We start from the raw sequence: 23,942 nt of genomic DNA on the forward strand, positions 1-23,942 counted from the left end.
ATTTTTCCAGAATGGGGAAGGTGAGTGCCGGATTGATTGTCTCGATGTGTGTGCTTGCCGTTTTCGCTCCCTGGATTTCTCCCTATTCATTTGACTTGCAGGACACCTCACAGGCTTTACAGACACCATCTTTTCAACATTGGATGGGAACGGACACATTGGGACGCGACCTTTTTTCACGGCTGCTTTACGGAGCACGCGTTTCTCTGTTTGTAGGCATCCTCACCACTCTGATCGCGCTGGTGATTGGAACTGCATACGGTGCGGCTTCCGCTTATGCAGGTGGACGCGTCGACAGTTTTATGATGCGGGTGGTGGATGTGGTGTTTGCCTTACCCGACCTGTTGCTCATCATCCTGATTATGGTAATGCTCGGGAAAGGGGTGCTCAGTATCTTTATTGCGTTGACCATGGTGAGCTGGGTCACCGTAGCCCGACTTGTCCGCGGAGAGGTTCTCAAGATTAAAGAGTACTCCTATGTTACGGCATCACGTGCCCTGGGAGCAGGTCCCATCCGGATTCTCTGGAAAGAAATTTTGCCCAATCTTTATGGCGTGTTACTGGTGACACTATCTTTTCGAATACCGGCAGCCATATTATCGGAATCGACCCTCAGTTTTATTGGGCTTGGAATAGCGCCCCCGGCAAGCAGCTGGGGAACGCTCGCAAATGAAGGCTGGAAAGCGATCAAATTTTACCCACATCTTATTTTGTTTCCCTCTCTGGCGATTTTTATAACCATTCTGGCCTTCAATTTCCTTGGCGATGGGCTCCGTGATTACCTGGATCCTAAACGGAGGAAAGCTATCTAGAATGTTTACAGTGCTTTAAATGTAAGAAATTCTGGTCACGGGGGTTTTCATTGAATTTGGATAGGAGTAAAATATTAATTGAATAGTTGGTAGCTGTTTAACCTTTGTTTTAAAAAGGCCTGCAGCTGATTCCATCAGCCTGTGAGGTTTGGTGGTTGACAACCTGATAAAGTCGATTTAAATTACCGTTTCTTTTGGGGTTTTGCCCCGGGAAGCGGTACCTGAATCTGGAAAATAAATGTCTCCGCTTAAGACAGACCTGATCTGCGAAATTATTCGGAAGTCACAGTGTAACCTTCTCGAGCAAAAAGGTTACAGCAAGAACAATTGTTCCGACCAATGCGATGAGTTGGTGATGAATTGGGTGAGATACAATGCCCGGGGTTATCGGGAGCATTTTCGTGACTGTCTTGAAATTCATTCTACTTCTGAACTGGGTGACATTTTGAAAAAGGTAGCGACAACCGGCCAACACCTGAACGAGATACTGGACAACTCTCCCGCGTTTGTAGAACGCAATGGAAAGGGAAGTCCCGTTTAAAAAATTTCCTGTAGATAAAATAATAAAAAATGTCTGAAACACCACCAGAGAAACCAAAAGAAGAGAGCACAACAAAACCTGCAGCAGAAGCTGCAAAACCAGCTGCACCTGCCGCTGGGGCTGCTGCCAAAGCCGCTCCAAAAGCCGCCCCTAAGGCTGCTCCAAAAGCCAAAGCAAAGGCAAAAGCCGCAGCCAAGCCCAAAGATCCTCTCATCGACAATGGCGATGGAACGATTACGGACCCAAACTCTGGTTACATGTGGAAACAGTCAGATGCCTGGCTCGACTGCCACAAGTTTTTCACCTTTGAAGCAGCAGGTGAATATATAGACAATTTGAATAAAGAAAAGTTTGCAGGTTATGATGATTGGCGAATGCCAAACAAGGCAGAGGCCACAACACTGGTAGACAAGACCAAGTCTAAAATGTGTCTGGATAAAAATGGGACCCAGTTCCCGCTTGATCCCATTTTTTCAGAAGGTCGTGTATGTAATACCTGGATCACCGAGTGCACGCCGGAAAAAGTCATCCGCTTCGATTTTAAAATTGGCGGCGAGATGATCTATCCCCCTTCAGAAGTGTGGGCGTCTATCTACGCTGTACGTGGTGAAGCCAAACCAGCAGAGGCTGCCAAACCCGCTGCCGCTGCAGCCAAACCTGCTCCTGCAGCAGGGGCAACCCCCGCAGCGAAACCCGCCTCAGGCGCCACTGCCGCTGCTTCAACCAAATCTGACTGAGTTAAAATCTCTTCAGTCGGTCTTATCGTGTTTTTGGGCTCTCGATTTTAAAGTAACTCAGATCTGGCAGTTTTCCCTTTAGTAGTAAAAATTAGAAAAGGGATAACCTGTAATTAGTTTGATGCGGTTTCGCATTCAGGCAGAACTAATATTTTTCCATCTTCTACTTTCACTTCATAGACTTCGGTATTCCAGCGTTCCCCGACGTCGCACGCGCCTGTCTTGAGGCAGAAGCGATAACCATGGTTCGGGCATTTGATTCCGTCACCGTCCAGAGTACCTCTTACTAAGGGCGCGGTTTTTTTGTGTGGACAGGTGTCGAGAATGGCAAACAGTTCTCCGTCGATATTAAAAACAGTGATGCGTTTTCCTTCGATATCGAAGCGTTTGCGCTCACCTGTGGGAATGTCTTCTACTTTAGCGACTGGAATGAAGGGCATTTGTGATTCACCGTTTGAAATTTTTTTTTGATTAAAATTTATGAGGGATTTGTTTATATCACATCAAAATCTAATGCGAGATTTTTCGCTTCGCTCAGAATGACATTCCTGAGGTTTAATTTGCCTCATGAAGGCGGATTGTGAACTTTTCCGCAAATTCCCGAATATTTCATTCAAGAAATTTCTGCGGGGAGGGCAGGGTTGTGACTCCAGTCCCACCAGGAACCATCGTAATTGCGCACGGAATACCCCAGGGTTCTGAAAACAAAGTAGGCCATGGCGGATCGCACCCCGCCGGTACAATAAACAACAATTTCATTCCCTGGTTTGATCTTGTACTGGCTCAGCATTCCTTCCAGTTCAGCACCGGGTTTCAACTGGCCTTTGGTAGTGAAAAAATCCCGCCAGTCAATGTGAATGGCTCCGGGAATATGTCCTCCTCTTGACGAGCCGTATGGGGTTGATCCTTCATATTCATGTTTCTCCCGATTGTCGATGAGCACAAAATTGGGTTGGCCAAGTTTTCCCCTGATTAAATTAGAGTCGGCGATGGTATCGGGGTTGAATTCGATATCCTGTTCGTTGAGAGTTGATCCTGGAGGAGGGTTGCCCGAACCCCGTTCCACTGGAAAACCGGCCTTCTTCCAACTATCGAACCCGCCTTGCAGAAGATAAACCTGTTTAAAGCCCAGGAACTCGAACATCCAGAAAAACCGGCCGTCCTGACGCCATTTATTCTCTGGGTCGCCGTAGATGAAAATTGCCTTGCCCGGGCTTACGCCCAGTTTTTTTAGTTTTTCGACGAGAAATTTTTTATCGCGATTGAGTTGACCCTGCACACCATCTTTAGTGGTAGCAAAATCCTTCCAACTGCCTGTGGACTGGGCTCCCGGAATATGACCCCATAGGTAGCCCCATTTGGATCGGGTATCGAGAATGACGCGCTGGTTTTCGGGCAGAGAATGGAGCTCTTCTGGTGTCATTTGGAGGTTGTTTGCTGCCGGGCTGGCCTGGATGGAGGATGCCGTTGAAATCAAACACAAGAGAGCCCCCAGAACCCTGTAAAAAGGCTTCATTTTCCTTGACAAAATGCGGCTCTCGCTTGTAATATCAGTCTTCATTTTTTGGCCAAATACCCTTTAAGGGGGCCTTTAGAGGTACCCTTTAGTACAATCTCCCTGGCCGGTTAATTCTTTTTATTATATAGCATTTGGGTCACCTGACCAAGTCAGGTCAGAGGCAGTCGAACGAAGTCCGGGGTGGCTTCTTCCTGATCTTAATTAAAGGTCGGAAGGGCTAGATTGTGTTGACTGCGGGGCCTTGAATTTCGATGGAGTGAGTTGGAGGAACCATGACGACTAGCGATCAAAATCCTGAAGAAGAAAAGCCTGCTTCCAACGAGGATAAGCTGGAAGCTATCAAGCAGGAAGAAAAAGAAGATGCCAGCACCTATTACGCTCAGGGTAGCAGTGGTGAAAAAGGATTGACTGAAGCTGATTTCAAAGAGCCGGTTCCTCCTGTTGATCCTGAAGAGGAGGAGATGAGCCTTCTTAAAGCCGTAGCATTCCTGGGTTTTGGGATGGCTGCTTTGGCCATCATTTTTATCCTGTTTTTTATTCGGGATCTCAATAGCAAGGTCGGGGATGTGGATGCCGCCATCCAGACCATTGAAACCAAATTTGGACCGATCAAACAAACGATGGAATCCGGTTTTGCCCGCATTGATCAGGATGTCAGTGATCTGAAAGGCAAAGTAGGAAATTACGAGAAAATGGTAGCGGTTATGGAACTGAAGCGTGCCAAGGTGGCCATTCAGGAAGTAACCGCAAACTCTGATCCTGAACTCCAGAGTAAAAGTGGACAACTCATCGCCAATATTGATAGTCTGCTGAATGACTTGGGTGCGGGAGACGGTAGTGCGCCTTTGACTATGGCCGTACCGCCAGCAGCAGCACCAGAGGATGCGGCTCCTGCTCCAGAACCAGAACCAGCCCATGAACCGGAGCCTGCTCCTGAACCTGCTGAAGAAGCAGCAGTGGAAGAGGAACCGGCAGCAGAAGAAGATGCCACTGGAGTTATTGAACTGGCCTCTGAAGGTGAATCCGAGGAATCTGAAGAGTCTGAGGACTCAGGTGAGTCTGAAGAATCTGATGAATCGGAAGGCGAAGAGGAAGGTGGCGAAGAAGAGGGTGAAGATGACGAAGAAGAGGAAGATGAATAGAACCTTTTCCCCTGTTCTGTAACTGATATCAACAACGCGGCCTGGACCCTTAACAGGGTTCCGGGCCGTTGTTTTATGGAAAGAGCATGTCCCCATTTAAATTAATTCTGGTAATTATCATCGCTCTATTGGTTGTGGTCCTGGGATTAAAAAACAGGGAGCTTGTGGAGGTGAGTTTTTACGATTTCTCTCTGGATTCCCATAATATCCAGGTTCCTCTGATATTGGTCATGATTGGTTCAATGGCCTTCGGGTTTTCCATTGCCTGGTTCAGCGGGTGGGTCTCCCGACTCAAATTCAAGGCCCTGTTGCATCGAAAAGATAAAACGATCGAAGAATTACAATCTCAATTAATAGAGTACAAACCCAAGCCCACCGCTTCAAATCCATCCGGCACGACACCTCCTGTCGAATAGTCGAGGCAAACTGGAAATAAAATTCAGGGACGTTTTTTCATCCAGTCTTGCATGACGTCTGCCGTTACACCGGGAAACTTGTTGACGTATTTACGAACGGCAAACCGGATCTCAGTCATAGTGGGTTCGCGTGGGAGCGAGTTCTTGTCCGAGGGTGTTGGTTGAGTCAGGAATTTCTTTTCTTCTTTGGCAGGGGGGAGTGGTGTTGCGGGTGACTTTCCTTTCAGCGACGGTCGTGGTTTTTTTTTCTTCTCGGGTTTTAACACCAAAACGAGTCCAATAAGAGCCAGGACCATGACTAAAAGAGACAGGGCCAGTTTCATACGGTTTCCTCAACCGGTTCAACACGGAATTTGATTATCAGGTCGCCTCGTTTTTTCCCCCAGGGCTCATAGGCCCCGGCGCCTCGTATGCGAAGTTCCTCTCCTGTCAGCGTATTTTCCTCAATTTCAATTGTCTGGGTTTTATCGAGGGTTTTAATTTCCAGAGGGCCGCCGGTTTCAGCCAAAGGTTCTGGGATAGCCAGTTCCATCCAGACATCGTTTATGACGCGTTTAAAACGCTTGTCCGGGATGATGCAGACCTTGATGAGCAAATCGCCGGGAGGGCCTCCATTGCGGCCTGCTCCTCCCAGATTTCGTGTCCTGAGCGTGTATTGATCCCGTACACCACGCGGAATTTCAACATCGACGGTTACATTTTCCACTACCCGCGTATTGCCATCACAAACCGGACAGGTTTCGTAGTCCTCTGTCTTGCCGGTCTGTTTGCAATTTGTACAGGGCACATGCTTGTCATAATTGTAAGAAATCTGGCCTCCCAGGCAGGCCGTCTGGAACGGAATGTTGACCATAAACTGGAGATCAAAACCCCGCGTGGGAAGGTCAGGGTCAATAACGGGTTCCTGATCAAAGCCTGTACCAGCTCCGGGGCCCGGTCCATCATTTGGTTGTTCTTGACGCTGGTACTTTCTACCAAAGTCAAAAGGATCGTCTCCAGGTGCTCCTGATCCCCTTTGGCGGGAATAGCGTCGCGAGGATGGTCCACTCCCACTGCCGGACCGCATCCGGTCATATTCCTTGCGCTTTTTATTGTCACTGAGAATCTCATAAGCTTCTGAGATTAGCTTGAATTTTTCTTCAGAAGTTTCGCTGCCTGAATTGGCATCCGGATGGTGCTCGCGTGCCAGGGCTCGGAACTTTTTCTTAATCGTCTGGGCATTGTCCTTTTTTTGAACGCCAAGGATTTTGTAATAGTCTCGATTTGCGGAAGCCCGTGTGCCCATATATTTTTTTGGGAGATTGAGCCCTGAAAAGGGCTTGAGGTTTTTAATTAAAGCGGTGTCTATTGTATCCCTTTTATCCTTTAACGTTCAACCGGTTGTAGGATTATTGAGAGGGAGGGGGGAGGACGGTGTATTGGCTGGAGGCTTTTCAGTGGGGAATATTCTGGAAATAATCAGGTCACGGGTTTCTCGACAACGGAAGGGGTAAAACTGGTCGCGGATCACCAGTTTGTAGCGTCCTGCCCTCTGATAATCATTTTCCCGTCGTGGAATGAGTGTGATTTGTTCTGAGCTGACCGAAATCGCATTTTCAAGACTTTGCGAATTAAGAGTCAAATCAAGAAACAATCCTTTGAATCTCAGTATTTCCCGGGTCAGGTCGATATCACCTGCGTCCACAAAAACCGGAGTCCAGCCCGCACCCCAACCGATACTTTTGCGTAACCCGTAAACCATGACAAAAGCAGTATTCCCCGTTGTTTTTAATGACGGGGTGTGTTTTTCTGAAAGACGGTGGACGAGGAAACGGAACAACCGGTTTGAAAAATCAAACCAGCGTATGGATACCGCAAAACAAAAAAGAAAATTGAATAGGAACAGCCAGAAAAGGTCAGTTAAAAAATAATGAACAGCGTAGGACATGCCGAAGGCCAGAAACAAACTCAAAATAAAATTTATTCCGTTACAAAGCAGGGTATACCAGATGAGTTTTTTCTGGGAAGCTGGTTGAAAACGGAATAAAAGAAACTGTTTGTAAAAAAGATGCCCGATTCCCAAGCCGGTAGCCAGTGCCAGGGTTGGAACCGGCATGATAAACAGAAAAATAATAAGAAGGATGAATAAGGATTCGATCATTGATTTCCCGAAGGAATTTTTGACTAAGGATTATAATTCTAGGATAAAACAGGCCACCTTGGAAATAACGGAAAATCATCAAGTTTTTAGTCAGGTTTTTTCGGGTTTTTCGACATTTGGGAAAAGGCAATTTCTGGCGACATCGAGTGAAGGAGCTTATATTGGTGGCATGGAATATTTTTGTTCTTATTTAGAAAATGGCTGCTTCGCTTAAAGTTCAAGATTGAGAAATGGAAATTAAGGGAGCGATTTATGAAACGTTTCTATTTTGTCCTCATGGTTTTTGGCCTGGCATTTTCAGGTTGTGCTCATCCCATATCTTCCGGGCTGAGGTCGCAGGTGGATCCTTCGGTTACATTTGTTCATGTGCTTCAGGCTCCGGAGGCTTATATAGGTAAAACGGTAGTTCTTGGCGGGGTGATTTCTGAAACCCGCAATCTGGATGGTGTCACCGAAATTGAAGTGGTTGAAAAGGATCTCGACTATTCCGGGTACCCGAGTAGCGCTGATAAATCATTAGGCCGGTTTATATTTAGAAAGCCAGGGTATCTGGAAGCAGAGATATTTTCAAAGGGCCGGGTTGTGACAGGTGCTGGCAAGCTGGTTGGAACTCAAAGAGGAAAAATAGGGGAGGCAGACTATCAATTTCCCGTGGTCGAAGTTGAGGAGCTTAAGCTGTGGAGGGAAAATTTATATCCGGATTATGGTTATCCACCGTACTATTATGGTCCCGGATGGAGACCTTTCTGGAGGCCCTATCCCTTTTATGCCTATCGATACTACGGCCGATTTTACCCATACTACTACTGGTAGAGGCTAATGGTTAAATATCTGATAGTGATTGTTACGTTATTGGCTTTGGCAGGCTGCTCATCAGTCCTTTCGGACCGGGTTCTGGAGGCACAGCCTTCTGTTTCGTTTGCCACAGTGCGGGAAAACCCGGACCAGTCCACGGGAAAACTGGTGGTTGTAGGAGGGAGATTGCTGGGAATTCATCAGGTGGATGGAATTTCTTACCTTGAGGTGTTGGAACATCCCCTCGATTCCCGTTTACGTCCTGCAGATGCTGATGTTTCAGCCGGAAGATTCCTCATTCAAATGGCAGGACAGCCGGACCCGCAGGTTTGGTCGAGGGACAGACTGGTGACTTTGGCGGGCAAGGTAGTAGGAGTTCAATCAAGAGCTTTGGGGCAAACCTCTTACACTTATCCAATATTGAATCTGGAAGAAGTTCATTTATGGCCAATAGAGGATTATTATTATTCGAGGCCGCTATCGACTTTCAGTATAGGCGGAGGTTTGTCGTTTTAACTATTTAATAAATAAGGGAAATTATTTTAGAATTGTTGCTTCCCCAGATCCAAAAGATTCTTCGCCACTTTCGGTTTCCAGTACAAGATGGCCTTTTGAATCCAACCGTTTGACGATACCTCTTGTTGTTTTTTTTCCTTTTTTTAGGGCGACTACTTCCCCAAACATGCAACTGCGGTCAGACCATTTTTGAATCAGAAGTTGAGGGCCATTCGCTAAAAACTCCTGATATTCTTTATCAAGTTCTTCTACCAGCTTTTTAATGATCCTTGTGCGCGAAAGGTGCTTTTGAGTTTCCATGAATAGGGAAGTTGCTGTTTGTCGAATTTCCTTGGGGAAGTGGGAAGCTTTCTGGTGAACATTGATTCCGATACCGATCACCATCGCAGGCCGGGGGCGTATTTCATGGAAAAATTCACATAAAATGCCGCATATTTTCTTGTTATTTGTAAGTAAATCATTAGGCCACTTTAAAGTGACTTCACACCAGGTATTTAGTGCATTGACTACTGCAACACCAGCGAGCAGGGTCAGGAAGGGGCCAGATTTCTCCGGGTCTGGTGGATACAAAAGGGCAGATAAGTAGATTCCACTTTCAGGAGGTGAGTCCCATTGTCTTCCCAATCTTCCTTTCCCCATGGTTTGAGTGTCTGACACGATCAGACTGCCGTCAGGGGCTCCTTCGGAAGCCATTTGTTTTGCAAGATCATTGGTAGAAGAAATGCTTTTTTCGAAAATCCAGCGGGAACCCAGTAGGTGGGTTTTTGTGTTTTCGATAAGAAAAACGGGATCCAGGGTATCTTCATACATGGCTAAAAGTCCCGGGTTGGGTATAATGGGCGTAAATTGACTTCAAATGACTTTTCCTGCGCCCTGGTATTCCGCCAGAAGGCTTCCTTATACACGAAAAGCTTTAATGAGAATTCTTATCAATAGATGTTTTCCAGATTGGAAAATTTCTGCTCGACATGGTGGTTCCACAGAAAAGTGGACCTTGTGTTGACTCACTTTATCTCAAATCCATAATGGAAACCATACGTCGAGTTTTCAGGTATTTTTATTACCGATTTATCCGTCTTCAGGTGAGTCAAGAGAGTATGGCCAGGGGAATGGCGTTAGGGCTTTTTATCAGTACCACACCAACCTTCGGTTTCCAGACTGGAATAGCATTGGTTCTGGCTGCCATATTCAGGTGCAGTAAAGTTGTGGCGGTTGTGGCAGCCCAATTAACCAATGCGTTGACTGCCCCTCCCATTTATTTTGCTACGTATTATTTAGGGGCTGAAATACTGGGAACCCAATTTGACAGCAGCCTGGTAAATGATCTATCGATGGATAGTCTTAAACAACTCAGCGGGGAGGTTTTTCAGGCCCTTTGGGTTGGTGGATGCATTGTTGGCACCATTCTAGCTGTGGTTGGCTATTTCTTTGTAATTGGTATAGATACCAAGGCTCATAGGCAGCTTGTACGGGCTAAACTGGCCATGGAACGTGGGAAAAGAAAAAATGGGCCTATGGAGGAAAAAATAGATTGAAATGTTTGTGAAATATGATAAAAAGGCGTGTCTTGTAATATGCAGAATTCTATGTCGTCCAAATAAAGAGGAGAAATTGATGAAAAAGCTGGTCATCGCGATAATGTTTATCGCCTTTTCCGTAATGACCGCCGGGTGCGAGGACGCGACGGGTGTTTGTCCTCATGGTGTTTGTAAGCAAAAATACGACAACCCTACAGCGATCGAGAAAGAAATTCCAAACCCGGATAAAGCCGGCGGAGGCGAATAGTACCGTCAGGTTATGGACTTTCCTCAAGGATAGTCTTTATTTGACGGACACTTGGTAATACCTCAATGGGACATCAATTAAGTAAAGAACTGTGAAGGTTCTTTAGCGGGCTTGTGTTTTTACTAATCCCGGGTTGTGAGTCCCTAATATACCGTGCCCCTGATTTTTCTCTTCAAACAGGTCAAGGAACTGGTAAATGAAAATGCCCGCCAAAGTTGGCGGGCTTTTCTTTTTTGCAGTTTCTCAACTGTGGCATTGCCAACCTGCAAGAAAAGAAGTAACGGGTAATCATGGTATAATGACGAATTAACGCTCTTAGTTTTAATTTTCAGGGAACAGGATAATCATCATGCCGCGAGAACAAACCGTTTCGGTTGAACAGGTCCGCGAAGCCCAGGAGCTTTTTAAAAACGGGATGGACCTGCATCAGGAAAAAAAATTTAAAGAAGCAATTGAGTTGTTTAAGTCCTGTGCATCAGTCAATCCTGAGGATGCCAGTCATCTCGGAGAATTGACTAAAAAACTGAAATCGGGATCTTATAAGCTTGATCAGGAAAGCATCGCCTATATGGGTTGCTCTGCGGTTCACCTGAACAGTTTAGTAGCGGAGCTTACGGAAGAGGAAAAGGAAGAGGTCCCAATTGAACAATCCCTTCTGGAAGCTTTTAACAGTTGGCATTGATTCCCAGGCTAATGTTGCCGGGGGCGCTTGGGGTTTAAAAGCATAATAATATTTGAAAATTTTACATATAAAATAGGTGGAAACCTATGATTTGGGTACCGAATTCTTTTCGGTTTTATATTTAAATAACAAATGTTTTGTAAGTGAGAAAATACAATACCAGTTATTTCTATTAACTTCCGACCTCATTGATTCAAGGTAGATTTCTAGTTAAAGAAACTGTCCACCAACCTTGGTGTGATTTTTGTCTTTTTTCGGCTCCCTGTCTTTGGTTCCTGTAAGAAAGTTACCTTAAAAAACATGATATAGTGTCGTATAATTGATGGGAAAATAATTCCTCTTTTTAAGGGTAAATTTATTTTCATTTCAGTTAAGATCATCCCGATACTTGAAGTTTGTTTACAGTAAGTAATGCAGGGGAAACGAATTGGATTCTGAAGTTTTATACAATGTTTTGCGTCAGGAAATAAGAGAAAGAAAAATCCCCATAAGTTTGGGGAAAACCTGCCCTGTCAAGTGTACCTTTTGTTACGAAAAAGACCACAGCTATCGTCCTACAATTGAAGCTCCAATGACAACCCAGGAGCACTGGGAATTTATCCTCCGCGAAATTCAGAGTTATCCTACCAAAGGAAACGAAGCCTGGCTGCTTGGTGGCAACGAATATATGGAATGGACCGATTTGTTTTTGCATCCTAAAGCCATGAACTGGCTGGAAGAGTTTCTGGATACCACAGACAAGAAAGTTATTTTTTTTACGGTGGGCTATGCAAAACCCGAAAAAATAGATTATCTGGCAAAAAAATACCCAGGGAGAATAGATTTCGAATTATCGGTCATCACTTTGGGGGAAGCTCGAAAGAAATTAATGCCACATGCACCATCCGTCCAGCAGGTTCTGCAGCTCATTGATGGCCCTTCGGTGACATCGGCGAATTTTTATTCTTTTGGGCCCAATACCATGTCCGCTGATGCGAAGGTCATATCCAGGGTGAACCCGGATTGCGCTCTGTGGATGGGATGCCTCACTCCTTTAAAATATATTGATGCGGAAACTACCGAAGTGATGCGTGTGGGACGAAGGCATCTTGCGCAAGAAGCAGAAAAAATTTTGGATGCAGATTATCCCAACATGACCCAGTTACACACGGAGTCCTACATCACTGCCTGGCTCAATCGAAAAAAAATATTAAAGATGTTTGATGCCTGCGGTCTTGAGAAAAATGACTGGGTAGTGGTTTCCGGAAATATTTTTCGGCTTCTGACCTTGTTCAGAAAAAACAGGGCGCGCTATCTTTATGTTCCTAATGCAATGCTCGGGGGGGATTCAGATTGTTCTACTTTACTGACTTTTGAAGATGTAGCCAAACGATTGAACGGGCAAGGGATGGTCTATCTGCCAAAAGTCATTATGGAGCATCCGTCAGGTGGGGATCGGGATATTGCCGGGACCACATTTGATGAGTTTAAATCCTGGTTTCCGAGAAAACGGTTTCGAATTCTCCACAATGTAAATACTGCAAAATCCAATAAAAAACTATATGAAAAAGGTTTCATCAAGAACTATATCGAAGACTATGTAAGAAACCCGCTTTCAAAAAAATTCGAGCAGGTTCCTTTGCCGGCGTAGGTCCAGAAAGCGGGATCTGTAATAAAGAGAAAACTAAAAAGGTGACGTATGGCTTACTGGTTAAAAGTGGTTTTTGTTGACAATAAAGAATTGTTACTTGAAGACACGGAGAAGCATTACATTAGCGATGATTTAGAGATGCTGGAGGTTACCACTAACAAAGAGGTGATCATCGTACCAGTCAGGCAGATCAAATACGTTTCATGTGATGGTAGCGTTTTTCGCCAAATGGAAACCTGAGCCAGGTTGACTAAAATTTTAATCGAGCTTTTCTTAACCACTCTTTTTCGTCAAACATTTTGCGGTAATACTCTTCAAAGCGCATTTCGTTTTCAGAAAATCCACTTTTTTCAATGTTCTCCCCTAAAATTTCTTCATCATCTGATTCCTTGGACGGTTCCAATTTGTAGAGGTTTTCAGGATAAGACGGGATTTCCAGAAGGGTCGACAATTCTTCCAGGCTCAAAATAAAGTTGAAATAAGATTCGGGAGTGATCAATCCCTTTTCCTTCAATTCGGTTAGCAACTTACTGATTTCAGGGGAATTAGATATGGCTTTCATAATGGCATCACTCAGCCGGGAATAGTGTTCTTCCATTGGGTCACCTTGTTCCATGGTCGGGGTCTCCAGGTTTGGGTTGTTATTGGGTTCCCACAATAAAAAAGCAAAACTCATACCAAAATGCGAATACGTCTATGTCGGCTAACTTATTGGAAGTAAAGGATTATTATTTCAAGCAATTGACGGGTGGTCGATTGAATCGTCAAAAAACGGTCAGAGTGTCAAGAAAATGTTTTCCAGGAAATGGTTATTTCCTCTTCCCGGGTTTCTGGCAGGAGCATCCGTAACTGCTTTATTTTCTGTTGCCTTGACAATAAAAGCGAGGTCAAGATATTATCGAAGATAAGGAGTTTCTGCCGCTTTTTCCAATTGGACCTGCCTTAGCAAACTTCCAGTTGGCAACTACGAAACCTCGTAAAAACAGTTTTATGCTGCCCTAAATACCCTCATCCTAATTCGGACCAGAGGTGTCTATTTTTACCCATAATTGCCAGCCAAAAAGTTATTAAAAATAACCTGGTCGACAAAAAGGTCTTAGGTAATTTGGGGCTCGATCAAAATGAAACCCAGAGAAATTACTCAGTTACGATTTTTAAAATCAGGAGGGGGTTAATGTCCATTTTGTCTAAAAATATCCGGACCATTCGTAAGGAATTAAAGTGCACCCAGGGGGCAATGGCGGAAATTTTGAAAGTCGGCTTTCGAACATATGTGCGGTACGAAGCAGGAGAAAGAGATGCTTCGGTGGGCACTCTGGTCAAGTTATCCCGCTTGGGCAATATCTCTCTTGAACGCCTGCTGACACAGGAAATGACTCCTTACCAACTCTCCCCCATGCTGGCAGATAGGTTGGACTACCCAAAGCCTGAGATTAAATCTTTTGATATGAAGCGGGGTATTGTCAGATTCAAGAATCCTGCAACAGAATCAATAATTGCGATGGACAGTGAAGAAATGAAATTACTGGCTTTATTTAGAAAATTGCCGGAGCCGCAACAGGAAGCTTTTTTAAATAATATTGGAAAAAAATACAGGGTGTCCGGGAGTGGAAAACGAACTGGATCGTGGTCTACAACTACCCGGGATAAAAAAAACATGAAAGAGCAGGCAAAGGTTCTGGAACAGGCTGGTGCCATAAAACCTGATACAAAGCCAAGCCCGGGTAAACCAGGTCGAAAAAAATTAAACCGTAAATCTCTTAAAGAAAAAATCAGCAAATTAAAGTCCGTAACTCGATCAGTTCGAAAAACAACGGTAGGTTGAGGCTTTGAAAGAAAAAGCAATAAAGGGCTATTTGAATAGTCTTGTATTTTTCTCGTTTATTGTCTTCCTGGGGGTCGCCGAGTTTTATGGCAAGGCCGTCGAAAAGGCTGTCGGGAATTATTTAAAATGGAATAACCATGAACGTGCACAATTGGGCCGTATGTGGGAGAGGGATCAGGAGCAGCTCGCAGCAAAAAAGAAAATTCAATCCATTCTTTCTAACCAGAATTTACGCAGAATTTCCTCCGATTCCATCAAGTCTTTCCGTGAATTATTTCAATCTCTGAACCCTTCATTCCCTTTGTTGGTTTCCCGCGACAAGTTCCTGCAATTGTATTTTGATTTCCCCGGAAAGTGGGCGAGGCGAATCATATCTCCGTTTGAGCTGATTGAAATTGATTCCAACAAATCCTGGAGTCGAGTCTTGATGAGCCGTTTTGGCTCATGGATCACAGTCAGTTTCATTAATGCTCAAAACTTTCCTATTCGCGAAGTGTTTCTTACTGTTGATCAGATTGAGGAAATGGAGTCGACCCGGACTGTGGAGGAGGGGACATTAGAGGCACAGGAGTTTTTATCTGAGTCCATATACCCGATAAAGGAATTTCTCGAGGTAATGCGAACGCTCGATCCGATTACACAGGAAACCCTTTTTCCCGATCCCCAGTGGTTTTTATCAAAGGAATTTCATATTACGCGCGTCGGTGTGAAAAATGATAGCCCACGGTTTCCAGGGGCTGTTGTTTTCGGAATTGAATACGAATCCGAATTTTTTACACAGGTCCTGCTCATTCCTGTTCCCCAGGAAGTGGCCAATAACATGCTGTCTTTAATTGAGCGTTCTCCGCAAGATGCGGGAGCTCTGTCTTCCTTCTCAAATGAAGGAGGGCTTCGATGAAGTCGTTCCTTCAAAATCTTGTTTTTGGCATTTATGTTTTTATCCTGATCGGTTTTTTTGGGGTCGTGGGAATCTATCACATGGTCAAGGATCAGCTTCCACAATTACCCGACAGTCTCGAGAAGATTGCATTGAGTTTACCGACTGAGGTTTATTCGGCCGATGGTGAGGTAATGAAGGTTCTGGGTGAGAGGCATCCAATATCACTCAAAGAAGTCAGCCCTCATTTCACAAAAGCCATTGTTGCTACAGAAGACTCAAGATTCTGGGATCACCATGGCCTGGATCATATAGGGATGATACGGGCCACCATCGCGAACCTTAAAGCGGGTCGTATAGTTCAGGGCGGGAGTACAATCACCCAACAATTATCCAAAAATCTATTTTTTGCATTTGATCGTGTCTGGATCAGGAAATACAAGGAGCTGTTAATAGCGTTTCAAATGGAAAGTGCATTTTCCAAAGAGGAAATTCTGGAGGCCTACTGCAACCAGGTATATTTTGGCAGTGGGGCTTATGGGGTTGAAGAAGCATCCCTCCAGTATTTTGGGAAACGGGCTCGTGATCTCACTCTTCTCCAGGCAGCGCTTTTGGCCGGTCTACCCAATTCCCCAAATTATCGAAATCCATATAACAATCTTGATCGCGCAATGGAACGGGCAAATTATGTGCTCAAGCGTCTCGTGGAGCTTAGGTTTATAACCCAAAGTGAAATGAATGCCACATTGAACGAGCCGCTGGAGCTGGTACCTCCTAAACAGGAAACCAACCCGAACCTTTATTTTGTCAATTTTGTTATTGAAAAACTTGAAAAAAAATACGGAAAGGATTTTGTGCATTTTGGGGGGCTGAAAATATTTACTACGCTGGACTCCAGGTTTCAAAGTTTGGCCCAATTGTCTGTTGAAACCCACCTCACTGCTCTGGAAAAAAGGTTAAAACCGGAACTTGATGGATTGCATCCATTGCAGGCCGCGTTGGTTTCGATAGAAAATAAAACAGGTGCTGTACGGGCCATGCTTGGGGGTCGGAAATACTCGCAAAGCCAGTTTAATCGTGCTGTTTCCAATATACGAATGCCTGGTTCCTCTTTTAAGCCATTTGTATATTTTACTGCAATGGAACACCTTGGGCTAAACCCCGCAAGTGTTGTTGTGGACGAAGCGGTAACCATTCCGGTGCCGGGCTCAAAACCCTGGCAGCCAAAAAATTTCAACGATTCTTATGAAGGTCCCATCGTTCTAAAAAAAGCGTTAATGCGATCACTCAATGTAGTTTCTGCCAAATTGATTCACCAGGTTACTCCCCAAAGAGTGATCAAGACTGCAAAGCAGTTTGGAATAACCAGTCCGCTGGGACCACATCTTTCATTGGCTCTCGGTACCTCAGGGGTTTCTCCAATCGAGATGGCATCAGCCTATAGTGTCATAGCCAATTTGGGTGTAGTGAATGAGCCGTACTTAATTCAAAGAGTGGAAGATTACCGAGGAAACCCACTCTATGAGCATTTTTATCATGGTGTTCAAAAGTTTTCGCAAAAAGCTATTTATCCTTTGTTGGATATGATGACAGGTGTGGTGGAGCAGGGAACCGGTAGAGTAGTGCGTCGAATGGGCTTCAAGCATCCTGCTGGTGGAAAAACCGGAACCACAAATGATTTTAAAGATGCCTGGTTCAACGGATTTACCAAAGACCTGTCTACCAGCGTATGGGTGGGAAAAGATAATAACCTCCCCATGCTGGACAAAAATGACAAAGGAATGACAGGAGCTTCTGCCGCTGCTCCTATCTGGACATATTTCATGCAAAAGGCGTTAAAAGATAAATCACGGGTGAAGTTTCCAGTTCCGGATGGAATCCGGTTTGCGAGGGTTGACGCTACCACCGGTTACCTTGCGACAGCTAATATGCCAAATACTCTGGAGGTGGCCGTCAAGTTGGAGACTCCACTTCAGATGGCTCCAATTTTTAATGAAACCAGGGGAGAAGTGGATGAGTTGGTTCCCGCGCCTCCTTTAACAGGGCAGTCTGAGACAAATGGTATACCAGGGTTTTAAATTTATTTTTGTTCGCATGGGCGTTGTGGTGATGCTTGTGATTACCTGCGGTTATGGTGTTCTGTTTGCCCTTCACGAAGTTTTTTTCCAGGGCATGCAGGTAGACGACTCCGTTCTGAAATGGTCCCTGTTGGGAACTTCTATGGTGGTGGGTTTCATTGCATTTGGGTTTATTGGAGATTGGCGTTTTGCCAATGCGCTCGCGGGTCTACGTGAAATTGATATTAAAGCTGGGCGAGAAGGGGTCACCCACCGCTTTGAAAACCTGATCGACTTTACACGTTCTTCCTATTTCTGGCCTGGAACAGGTAAGCGTTTGCGGCAGAGGGCTCTGAGAGAATATGCAGAGTATCTACTGGCAACCGGGGTTGAGGACTCTGAAGCCCAGCGCATTTTTTTGCAAGCCTTCCTGCGTGATCCTGAAGACAAGCGTTTTCGGGATGTAATGGTGTCTTCGCTGACTCGTAAAGTCGACCCAAGCTCGAAGGAAATTGATATTTTGCTATTAATTTTGCAGGCGCAGCATTACGAGGACAAACCGCTCGTAGAGTTTCTTGCCAACTACTTTCTGGAACAGGATCTTTTCACGCATAAATCGGAACCTGTTTTCCGAAAGGCATTGGAACTGAAAACCGGCGCACATAAGAAAATAGCGCGTTTCATGTTGCCGATTCTACTGGCAAAGAAAAAAAACGACACGCATACCATTGAGTTTTATCTTTACGCTCTTCCAGAGGCTAACCCGGAACAAAAAGAAAAGTTGATGGAAATGATCGGGTATTGCTATGCCGAGAAGAGGTTTGAAACCGGAGACCCGGTTTTGCACCAAAAATGTGGAGAAGTGTTTTCGGAATTAAACCCCAGAGTTCGTGGTGCCCTTATTGACAGGGCGGAAGAATCCCGATTGGGAGGAAAGTGGAAACGCGTCAGGTTATTTACCTCGGAAGACCAGAAAGTATTAAAAGAGCTTTTGGTCAAAACAGGTATTGTCAAACCTTGGGGGCGTTATATCAGGGAGTTTTTCAGCTGGGTTTTTAATTCCATTTTGTTAGGTTTAAAAGCTTTGGTTCTCAAGGCTATGGATGGGGTACATCAGCTTGGCGGGCAGCCAACCCGGGTGAAATTCGGGGTTTTTGGTTTTGCTGTGTTTCTTTTTCTTGTGGGTGCCGCTATGGTTGACTGGCAACTTAAAACCCCAGAACCGTTACCCGATGAAAGTGAAGGGGTCGAATGGGAACAGAAGGCGACTCCCAAGCCGGTCCCATCTGCTGACAATAGAACCTACACCATCCAGGTGGCGGCTGTGACCACACAGGCCAAAGCAGATAAATTGATCAAAGCCATCCAGAGAAACAGCATAGACGGGGCCTATATTCTTAAAGTTGAGCGGAAAAAAGGCGGATACTGGTATAAGATACGGGTCGGCACTTTCGACACAAAAGATCAGGCTCGTTCAATAGCGGATCGAATGGTGCAGCTCAGATTAATTCGCAACTATTTTCTTATCGCCATAAAGCAACCTGCCAAGTCTTCCTGAGGCCAGATTTTTTCAAACCAGGAAACTCAGGTTCGCTTTAGAGGGCCTTTCCCAAATGACTCCTATTTCCATTGATCTCCAAAATTTAAGTCAGTTGATTTGTGGGGATACCCTTGCTGAATGTCAGAAAAAAATAGCTGAAATCCACCATCAAATGGAAAAAGGGGAGGGGCTCGGTAGTGAATTTCTAGGCTGGCTTCACCTTCCTTCAAAAACTTCAGAAAGCTTGCTGGAAGAAATTTCAAAAGAAGCCGATCGACTTCGTAATCTCGTTGATGTAGTTGTCTGTATTGGTATCGGAGGGTCCTACCTGGGGGCCAAGGCTGCTTTGACATTTTGTTCCCACACTTTCGGGAATCAGATTTCGAGGTACAAAAGGGGTGGCCCAGAGATTTATTTTGCAGGGCATGCCATCAGTTCGGATTACCTCTCCGACCTTATTGATGCAATAGGTGACCGTCCTTTTGCTCTCAATGTCATTTCGAAATCCGGGACCACAACAGAACCTGCTCTTGCCTTCAGGGTTTTGAAGCAGCACCTGGAGAGGCGCTTTGGTATTGATGGGGCGAAACAGCGGATTGTAGTCACAACAGACAGTCAACGCGGTGCCTTAAAGGAATTGGCTGATAGTGAAGGTTACCCTGCTTTTGTGATTCCAGATGATGTGGGAGGGCGCTTTTCTGTATTGACTCCAGTCGGTTTGCTTCCTATTGCAATTGCAGGAATTTCCATAAAGGAATTAATGGCAGGGGCTCGTGAAATGGAGCAGTTGAGCACTGAGACTGCAGATTTACTTGGGAATCCTGCCTACCGCTATGCCGCCGTTCGCCATGCGCTTTATAAGCAGGGTAAAACTCTGGAGGTGATGTCGGGTTTTCATCCTTCTTTAGAGTTTATTCTGGAGTGGTGGAAACAATTAGCGGGTGAAAGTGAAGGTAAAGAAGGAAAGGGGATATTTCCTGCTTCTGTGCTGTTCACAACGGACTTGCATTCACTTGGCCAATGGATACAAGAGGGCCAACGCAACCTGTTTGAAACGTTTATGACGATTGAAAAATCCAATAAAGACCTCAAGGTCCCAGCCTTTGCCGGGGATGGGGACGGGTTGTCTTATCTTGAAGGAAAATCGCTGGATTTTATCAACGAAAAAGCTTACAAAGGTACCGTAGAAGCCCATCTGGAGGGTGGTGTTCCTAACTTGACGCTCCAATTAAGAGACCGGTCCCCCAGGACTCTAGGGGCCTTGTTTTATTTTTTCCAGAGGGCTATCGCCATGTCCGGATATCTTTTGGAAGTGAATCCGTTTGATCAACCGGGCGTGGAGTTTTACAAACGCAATATGTTTCGTCTTCTTGGTAAACCAGGCTATGGAAAGGAATAACGTCATGGGGCTTGTGAGCGAACAATTGGATGGGATAGTTCATCAACTGGCTTGTCAGGAAATAGGGGAAAAAGCTGTTTCAGCAAATTATAAAAGCGAACCTTTGCTTGCTGCCCTTAAAAAAAACGGGTCGGAATTATGGATCGATACTGGTGACCTGGAATTAGCCCAGTCCGTTTGGCGACAGGAATTGACTGCCCTGACAACGAATAATACGTTAGCCAATCAGGTTGTTCAAAGTGGGGTGATGGATGACGTGATTTCTGAAACAGTGACCAGATTGAAAGGGGATGCGGGGAATTTAAGCCGGGAAGACCTGCTCTTGGAAATCGGCTTTGTAATTAACTGCAGGATCGCTCTACGTCTGGTTGAAGCCTTCCGGGTTAAGGTCAGTGTTGAATTGCATCCCACTATGGCACGTGATATTGAAAGCACTTTGCATTATGCCCGCAGATATCTTCGTGTTTGCCCGGAGTTTTTCATTATTAAAATTCCTCTGACACCCGAAGGATTACTTTCGGTAAGGAAACTTGCAAAAGAGGGCATGCCCATAAACTTCACGCTGGGGTTCTCTGCACGACAAAACTATCTTGCCGCACGTTTGTCAAATCCTGAGTTTGTTAATGTTTTTCTGGGACGTCTCAATCAGGTAGTCGTGGATAATAAACTGGGCTCAGGACAAATGGTTGGAGAAAAGGTTACCCGGGCTACTCAGCGGGCCCTTTTGGAGCTGCGTCGGGAGAATCCCGCTATACAATCAAAATTGATTGCAGCCAGTATTCGAAATGGCGATCAGGTAGCGGCCCTTTGTGGAGTCGATGTGCAGACCATTCCGCCTAAAGCCATGCAGGACTTTATCGACTCATCCCGAACACCCGGAGATATTGCGAATCAGGTGGGTAACGACCCTGAGCCCGGTATTGATTTTGATCAGATGTGGGGAGTCAAATGTAACGCTTTGTGGGAGGTCAACGAATCGTTTAAAAATGGAGTGGATCAGCTTTTGGAGGCACCAGGTCTGGATAAAATGACAGGGGAGGAACTTGTGGGATTTTTTGAGGGGAAAAATATTTCCCTGTTTCATCGTTTTTCCCAGCAGGACCTTGATTCGATCCAGGCCCATGGAAAAATTCCGAATGTGGGGAAATGGCCCGAAACAGTGAGCCTGGATGACCTCATGACCCAATCCGCTTTAATGTCATTCACTAAAGATCAGGCGGCACTGGATGATCGCATTGCATCCTTCCTGTAAACGCTGACTCCAAATGATTTTGGCAGGTGACATTGGAGGAACCAAAGTAAACTTTGGCCTGTTTGATTTTGTTGCCGGTGAATTAAGACTGGAACAATTTGCAGGGTATCTTGTTAAAGAACTGGGTTCCCTTGATGAAGCACTGGAGAAATTTTTAAAAGATGCCCGAGCACAGCCGGATAGAGCCTGTATTGGGGTCGCTGGGCCTGTTTTAAATGGTCGATGTCAGCTGACAAACGTTGACTTGGAAATAGATTCGGCTTCTTTGAAGTCACGGTTTGGTTTTTCAAAAGCTTTGCTTGTAAATGATCTTGCCGCAACGGCTGCCAGTCTGCCTCTTTTAAAAGAGGCAGACCTTTTGGTTTTACAGGCTGGAAAACCTGTGGATTCAGGCCGGAAAGCAGTGGTTTCAGCAGGAACCGGTTTAGGACAGGCTTATTTGATTTCACAGGGTGATGGCAAATTTCAGATTCTGGATACTGAGGGTGGGCAATGCGGTTTTGCACCCTCCACTCATGAACAATTGAAACTGTGCTCCAGCTTTATAGACGCAGGGCTTTCATTAACTATTGAGGATTTATTGTCTGGGCCAGGTTTGGAAAGAATTTACAAATATTTTAATAAGCCCGAAGAGTCTTCAAAAGAGAATGAAGGAACTGCAGGCCATAAAATTAAGCTGACAGCCGCTGAAATTCTGGAAGAGAGTTGTCAGGATGATTCAAGCCTGGGGCGTCGGGTTATAAACTTGTTCGCTTCAATGCTGGGAGCCGTTTCTGGCGACATGGCTCTTCGATTGCTGGCAACTGGGGGAGTGTACATCGGGGGAGGCATTCCGCCAAAAATCCTGAAGGAACCACAGCAAAAGTTGTTTCTTGAAAGTTTTAGAAATAAAAAAAAGTTCAATACTTTTATGGAATCAGTTCCAGTTTATATGATCATTAATGAACGGGCTCCTTTATGGGGGGCTGCCGGCCTTTTGGTAAATCCCCATATAATAATTCCGGAAAGTTGATTCCTTAATTAATAATCAAAAAAGATCAGGTAGTGGATTTATGAAACCAACCAAGTTAAATAGGATTGTGCTGGCGTATTCTGGCGGACTTGATACATCTGTAATCATTCAATGGTTAAAAGAGAATTATCAAAGTGAGGTGGTCGCCTTTTGCGCAGATATCGGCCAAGGAGCGGAACTGGATCCTGTTCGGGAGAAAGCTCTTGCGACGGGAGCATGCAAGGTCTACGTTGAGGACTTGAAACTTGAGTTTGCACGCGACTTTTTATTCCCAATGCTCCGGGCCAACGCTTTTTATGAAAATTTTTATTTACTTGGAACATCGATTGCGCGTCCATTGATTGCAAAGGAGCAAATAAGAATTGCCCACCTTGAAAAAGCAGATGGGGTTTCCCATGGTGCCACGGGAAAAGGAAATGATCAGGTTCGCTTTGAACTGGCCTACCTGGCATTGGACCCCGATATTCATATTGTGGCTCCCTGGCGGGAATGGGACCTGGATTCGCGAACTGCCTTGATCGATTTCGCAGAGAAACATGGGATTCCGGTACCCGTAACCAAAGCGAAGCCTTACAGCACAGATCGTAATTTATTCCACATCAGTTTTGAGGGAGGAGTGCTTGAAGATCCCTGGTTTGAGCCGGAAGCTGATATGTTTGTTATGAGTGTATCCCCCGAAGATGCGCCAGAAGAGCCAGGCCTTGTTGAGATTGAATACGTTGAAGGAAATCCTGTTGCCTTGAATGGCGTGAGGATGGCTCCAGATGCCTTGCTTTCTGAATTAAACGAGCTGGGTGGGCAGCACGGAATAGGTCGGGTGGATATTGTTGAAAACCGCTTCGTTGGAATGAAATCCCGTGGTGTGTATGAAACCCCGGGAGGAACAATCTTGCATGAGGCTCACAGAGGTGTTGAATCGGTTACACTGGATAGAGAGGTGATGCGGTTGCGTGACTCGCTCATCACGGAATACGCCCGCTTGGTTTATAATGGTTTTTGGTACTCGCCCGAGCGGGAACTGATTCAAAAAACAATTGATGAATCACAAAAAAATGTAACCGGAACGGCAAGGGTTAAGCTTTATAAAGGGCGCTGCTGGATAGTAGGCCGGAAGGCTGAAAAATCTCTTTATCATCAGGAAACCGCCTCTTTTGAAAAAGACGACGTTTATAGGCAAGACGATGCTGAAGGTTTTATCCGGTTGAATGCTCTCCGATTGAAGCTCTACGCTCAGGCTTTTGGAAAGTATGAAGTCTGATGACTAA

General features: G+C 45.2%; 27 protein-coding genes. 20 read left to right on the plus strand and 7 right to left on the minus strand.

All coding sequences use genetic code 11. The features are described 5' to 3' along the window. Positions 1-11 precede the first annotated feature (11 nt). The 3 genes from G3M70_14860 (at position 12) to G3M70_14870 (ending at position 2,090) form a co-directional block, all read left to right on the plus strand. Positions 12-812 carry an ABC transporter permease gene (locus tag G3M70_14860; GenBank protein QPJ63833.1) on the plus strand — a complete coding sequence of 267 codons (801 nt, stop codon included), beginning with the start codon at positions 12-14 and terminating at the stop codon, positions 810-812. Positions 813-1,050: 238 nt separating this feature from the next. Continuing rightward, complete coding sequence (locus G3M70_14865; protein QPJ63085.1) at positions 1,051-1,353, plus strand: hypothetical protein; 303 nt, start codon at positions 1,051-1,053, stop codon at positions 1,351-1,353. Between the two features lie 29 nt (positions 1,354-1,382). Continuing rightward, on the plus strand, positions 1,383-2,090 hold the full coding sequence (locus G3M70_14870; GenBank protein QPJ63086.1) for a DUF1566 domain-containing protein: 708 nt from the start codon (positions 1,383-1,385) through the stop codon (positions 2,088-2,090). 113 nt (positions 2,091-2,203) lie between these two features. On the opposite strand, the gene G3M70_14875 is transcribed toward G3M70_14870, so the two are convergent. Both G3M70_14875 and G3M70_14880 read right to left on the minus strand, forming a co-directional pair. Further along, positions 2,204-2,530, minus strand: a complete 327-nt coding sequence (locus tag G3M70_14875) for a Rieske 2Fe-2S domain-containing protein (protein ID QPJ63087.1) — start codon at positions 2,528-2,530, stop codon at positions 2,204-2,206. Between the two features lie 173 nt (positions 2,531-2,703). Next, entirely contained in the window at positions 2,704-3,606 is a 903-nt protein-coding gene (locus tag G3M70_14880; GenBank protein QPJ63088.1) for a sulfurtransferase, read from the minus strand. 275 nt (positions 3,607-3,881) lie between these two features. Here G3M70_14880 and G3M70_14885 point away from each other — a divergent pair, with 275 nt between their 5' ends. Then, a complete protein-coding gene (locus G3M70_14885; protein QPJ63089.1) occupies positions 3,882-4,751 on the plus strand; it encodes a hypothetical protein in 870 nt (289 codons plus the stop codon). A gap of 86 nt (positions 4,752-4,837) precedes the next feature. Then, positions 4,838-5,167 carry a LapA family protein gene (locus G3M70_14890; protein ID QPJ63090.1) on the plus strand — a complete coding sequence of 110 codons (330 nt, stop codon included), beginning with the start codon at positions 4,838-4,840 and terminating at the stop codon, positions 5,165-5,167. A 23-nt stretch (positions 5,168-5,190) separates the two neighbouring features. Here the strand turns inward: G3M70_14890 and G3M70_14895 are convergent, their stop codons facing one another. From G3M70_14895 to G3M70_14905, 3 genes are all read right to left on the minus strand, one after another. Continuing rightward, complete coding sequence (locus G3M70_14895) at positions 5,191-5,490, minus strand: hypothetical protein (GenBank protein QPJ63091.1); 300 nt, start codon at positions 5,488-5,490, stop codon at positions 5,191-5,193. Further along, complete coding sequence (locus G3M70_14900) at positions 5,487-6,452, minus strand: DnaJ domain-containing protein (GenBank protein ID QPJ63092.1); 966 nt, start codon at positions 6,450-6,452, stop codon at positions 5,487-5,489. The genes G3M70_14895 and G3M70_14900 overlap by 4 nt, the downstream gene beginning before the upstream one ends. Before the next feature lie 87 nt (positions 6,453-6,539). Next, on the minus strand, positions 6,540-7,307 hold the full coding sequence (locus tag G3M70_14905) for a hypothetical protein (GenBank protein QPJ63093.1): 768 nt from the start codon (positions 7,305-7,307) through the stop codon (positions 6,540-6,542). 252 nt (positions 7,308-7,559) lie between these two features. On the opposite strand from G3M70_14905, the gene G3M70_14910 reads away from it, so the two are divergent. Continuing rightward, positions 7,560-8,120: a Slp/YeaY family lipoprotein gene (locus G3M70_14910; GenBank protein ID QPJ63094.1), complete on the plus strand. Its 561-nt coding sequence runs from the start codon at positions 7,560-7,562 to the stop codon at positions 8,118-8,120. A 6-nt stretch (positions 8,121-8,126) separates the two neighbouring features. Then, positions 8,127-8,618 (plus strand): hypothetical protein, encoded by a 492-nt coding sequence (locus G3M70_14915; GenBank protein ID QPJ63095.1) that lies wholly within the window; start codon positions 8,127-8,129, stop codon positions 8,616-8,618. A gap of 21 nt (positions 8,619-8,639) precedes the next feature. On the opposite strand, the gene G3M70_14920 is transcribed toward G3M70_14915, so the two are convergent. Then, positions 8,640-9,428 (minus strand): biotin--[acetyl-CoA-carboxylase] ligase, encoded by a 789-nt coding sequence (locus tag G3M70_14920; GenBank protein QPJ63096.1) that lies wholly within the window; start codon positions 9,426-9,428, stop codon positions 8,640-8,642. A gap of 158 nt (positions 9,429-9,586) precedes the next feature. On the opposite strand from G3M70_14920, the gene G3M70_14925 reads away from it, so the two are divergent. From G3M70_14925 to G3M70_14945, 5 genes are all read left to right on the plus strand, one after another. Next, complete coding sequence (locus G3M70_14925) at positions 9,587-10,153, plus strand: DUF2062 domain-containing protein (GenBank protein QPJ63097.1); 567 nt, start codon at positions 9,587-9,589, stop codon at positions 10,151-10,153. A 79-nt stretch (positions 10,154-10,232) separates the two neighbouring features. Continuing rightward, the gene (locus G3M70_14930; protein ID QPJ63098.1) at positions 10,233-10,403 is read left to right on the plus strand and encodes a hypothetical protein; all 171 of its coding nucleotides are present in this window, start codon (positions 10,233-10,235) and stop codon (positions 10,401-10,403) included. A 349-nt stretch (positions 10,404-10,752) separates the two neighbouring features. Next, positions 10,753-11,085, plus strand: a complete 333-nt coding sequence (locus G3M70_14935; protein QPJ63099.1) for a hypothetical protein — start codon at positions 10,753-10,755, stop codon at positions 11,083-11,085. Positions 11,086-11,512: 427 nt separating this feature from the next. Beyond that, positions 11,513-12,715 (plus strand): radical SAM protein, encoded by a 1,203-nt coding sequence (locus G3M70_14940; protein QPJ63100.1) that lies wholly within the window; start codon positions 11,513-11,515, stop codon positions 12,713-12,715. A 48-nt stretch (positions 12,716-12,763) separates the two neighbouring features. Further along, positions 12,764-12,955 (plus strand): hypothetical protein, encoded by a 192-nt coding sequence (locus tag G3M70_14945; protein ID QPJ63101.1) that lies wholly within the window; start codon positions 12,764-12,766, stop codon positions 12,953-12,955. 10 nt (positions 12,956-12,965) lie between these two features. On the opposite strand, the gene G3M70_14950 is transcribed toward G3M70_14945, so the two are convergent. Beyond that, the gene (locus G3M70_14950; GenBank protein ID QPJ63102.1) at positions 12,966-13,331 is read right to left on the minus strand and encodes a hypothetical protein; all 366 of its coding nucleotides are present in this window, start codon (positions 13,329-13,331) and stop codon (positions 12,966-12,968) included. A 558-nt stretch (positions 13,332-13,889) separates the two neighbouring features. On the opposite strand from G3M70_14950, the gene G3M70_14955 reads away from it, so the two are divergent. From G3M70_14955 to G3M70_14990, 8 genes are read left to right on the plus strand one after another with little or no spacing between them, the layout of a single operon-like run. After that, entirely contained in the window at positions 13,890-14,540 is a 651-nt protein-coding gene (locus G3M70_14955) for a helix-turn-helix domain-containing protein (protein ID QPJ63103.1), read from the plus strand. A gap of 4 nt (positions 14,541-14,544) precedes the next feature. Continuing rightward, on the plus strand, positions 14,545-15,438 hold the full coding sequence (locus G3M70_14960; protein QPJ63104.1) for a hypothetical protein: 894 nt from the start codon (positions 14,545-14,547) through the stop codon (positions 15,436-15,438). Continuing rightward, positions 15,435-17,495, plus strand: coding sequence for a PBP1A family penicillin-binding protein (locus tag G3M70_14965; protein QPJ63105.1), 2,061 nt, complete (start codon positions 15,435-15,437; stop codon positions 17,493-17,495). The genes G3M70_14960 and G3M70_14965 overlap by 4 nt, the downstream gene beginning before the upstream one ends. Next, a complete protein-coding gene (locus G3M70_14970; GenBank protein ID QPJ63106.1) occupies positions 17,476-19,032 on the plus strand; it encodes an SPOR domain-containing protein in 1,557 nt (518 codons plus the stop codon). The genes G3M70_14965 and G3M70_14970 overlap by 20 nt, the downstream gene beginning before the upstream one ends. A gap of 55 nt (positions 19,033-19,087) precedes the next feature. Next, complete coding sequence (locus tag G3M70_14975; protein ID QPJ63107.1) at positions 19,088-20,413, plus strand: glucose-6-phosphate isomerase; 1,326 nt, start codon at positions 19,088-19,090, stop codon at positions 20,411-20,413. A 4-nt stretch (positions 20,414-20,417) separates the two neighbouring features. Next, a complete protein-coding gene (locus G3M70_14980) occupies positions 20,418-21,665 on the plus strand; it encodes a transaldolase (GenBank protein ID QPJ63834.1) in 1,248 nt (415 codons plus the stop codon). 13 nt (positions 21,666-21,678) lie between these two features. After that, the gene (glk, locus tag G3M70_14985) at positions 21,679-22,677 is read left to right on the plus strand and encodes a glucokinase (protein ID QPJ63108.1); all 999 of its coding nucleotides are present in this window, start codon (positions 21,679-21,681) and stop codon (positions 22,675-22,677) included. 40 nt (positions 22,678-22,717) lie between these two features. Then, the gene (locus G3M70_14990) at positions 22,718-23,935 is read left to right on the plus strand and encodes an argininosuccinate synthase (GenBank protein QPJ63109.1); all 1,218 of its coding nucleotides are present in this window, start codon (positions 22,718-22,720) and stop codon (positions 23,933-23,935) included. Positions 23,936-23,942 lie beyond the last annotated feature (7 nt).

It is taken from the genome of Candidatus Nitronauta litoralis, from assembly GCA_015698285.1.
GTDB lineage: Bacteria > Nitrospinota > Nitrospinia > Nitrospinales > Nitrospinaceae > Nitronauta > Nitronauta litoralis.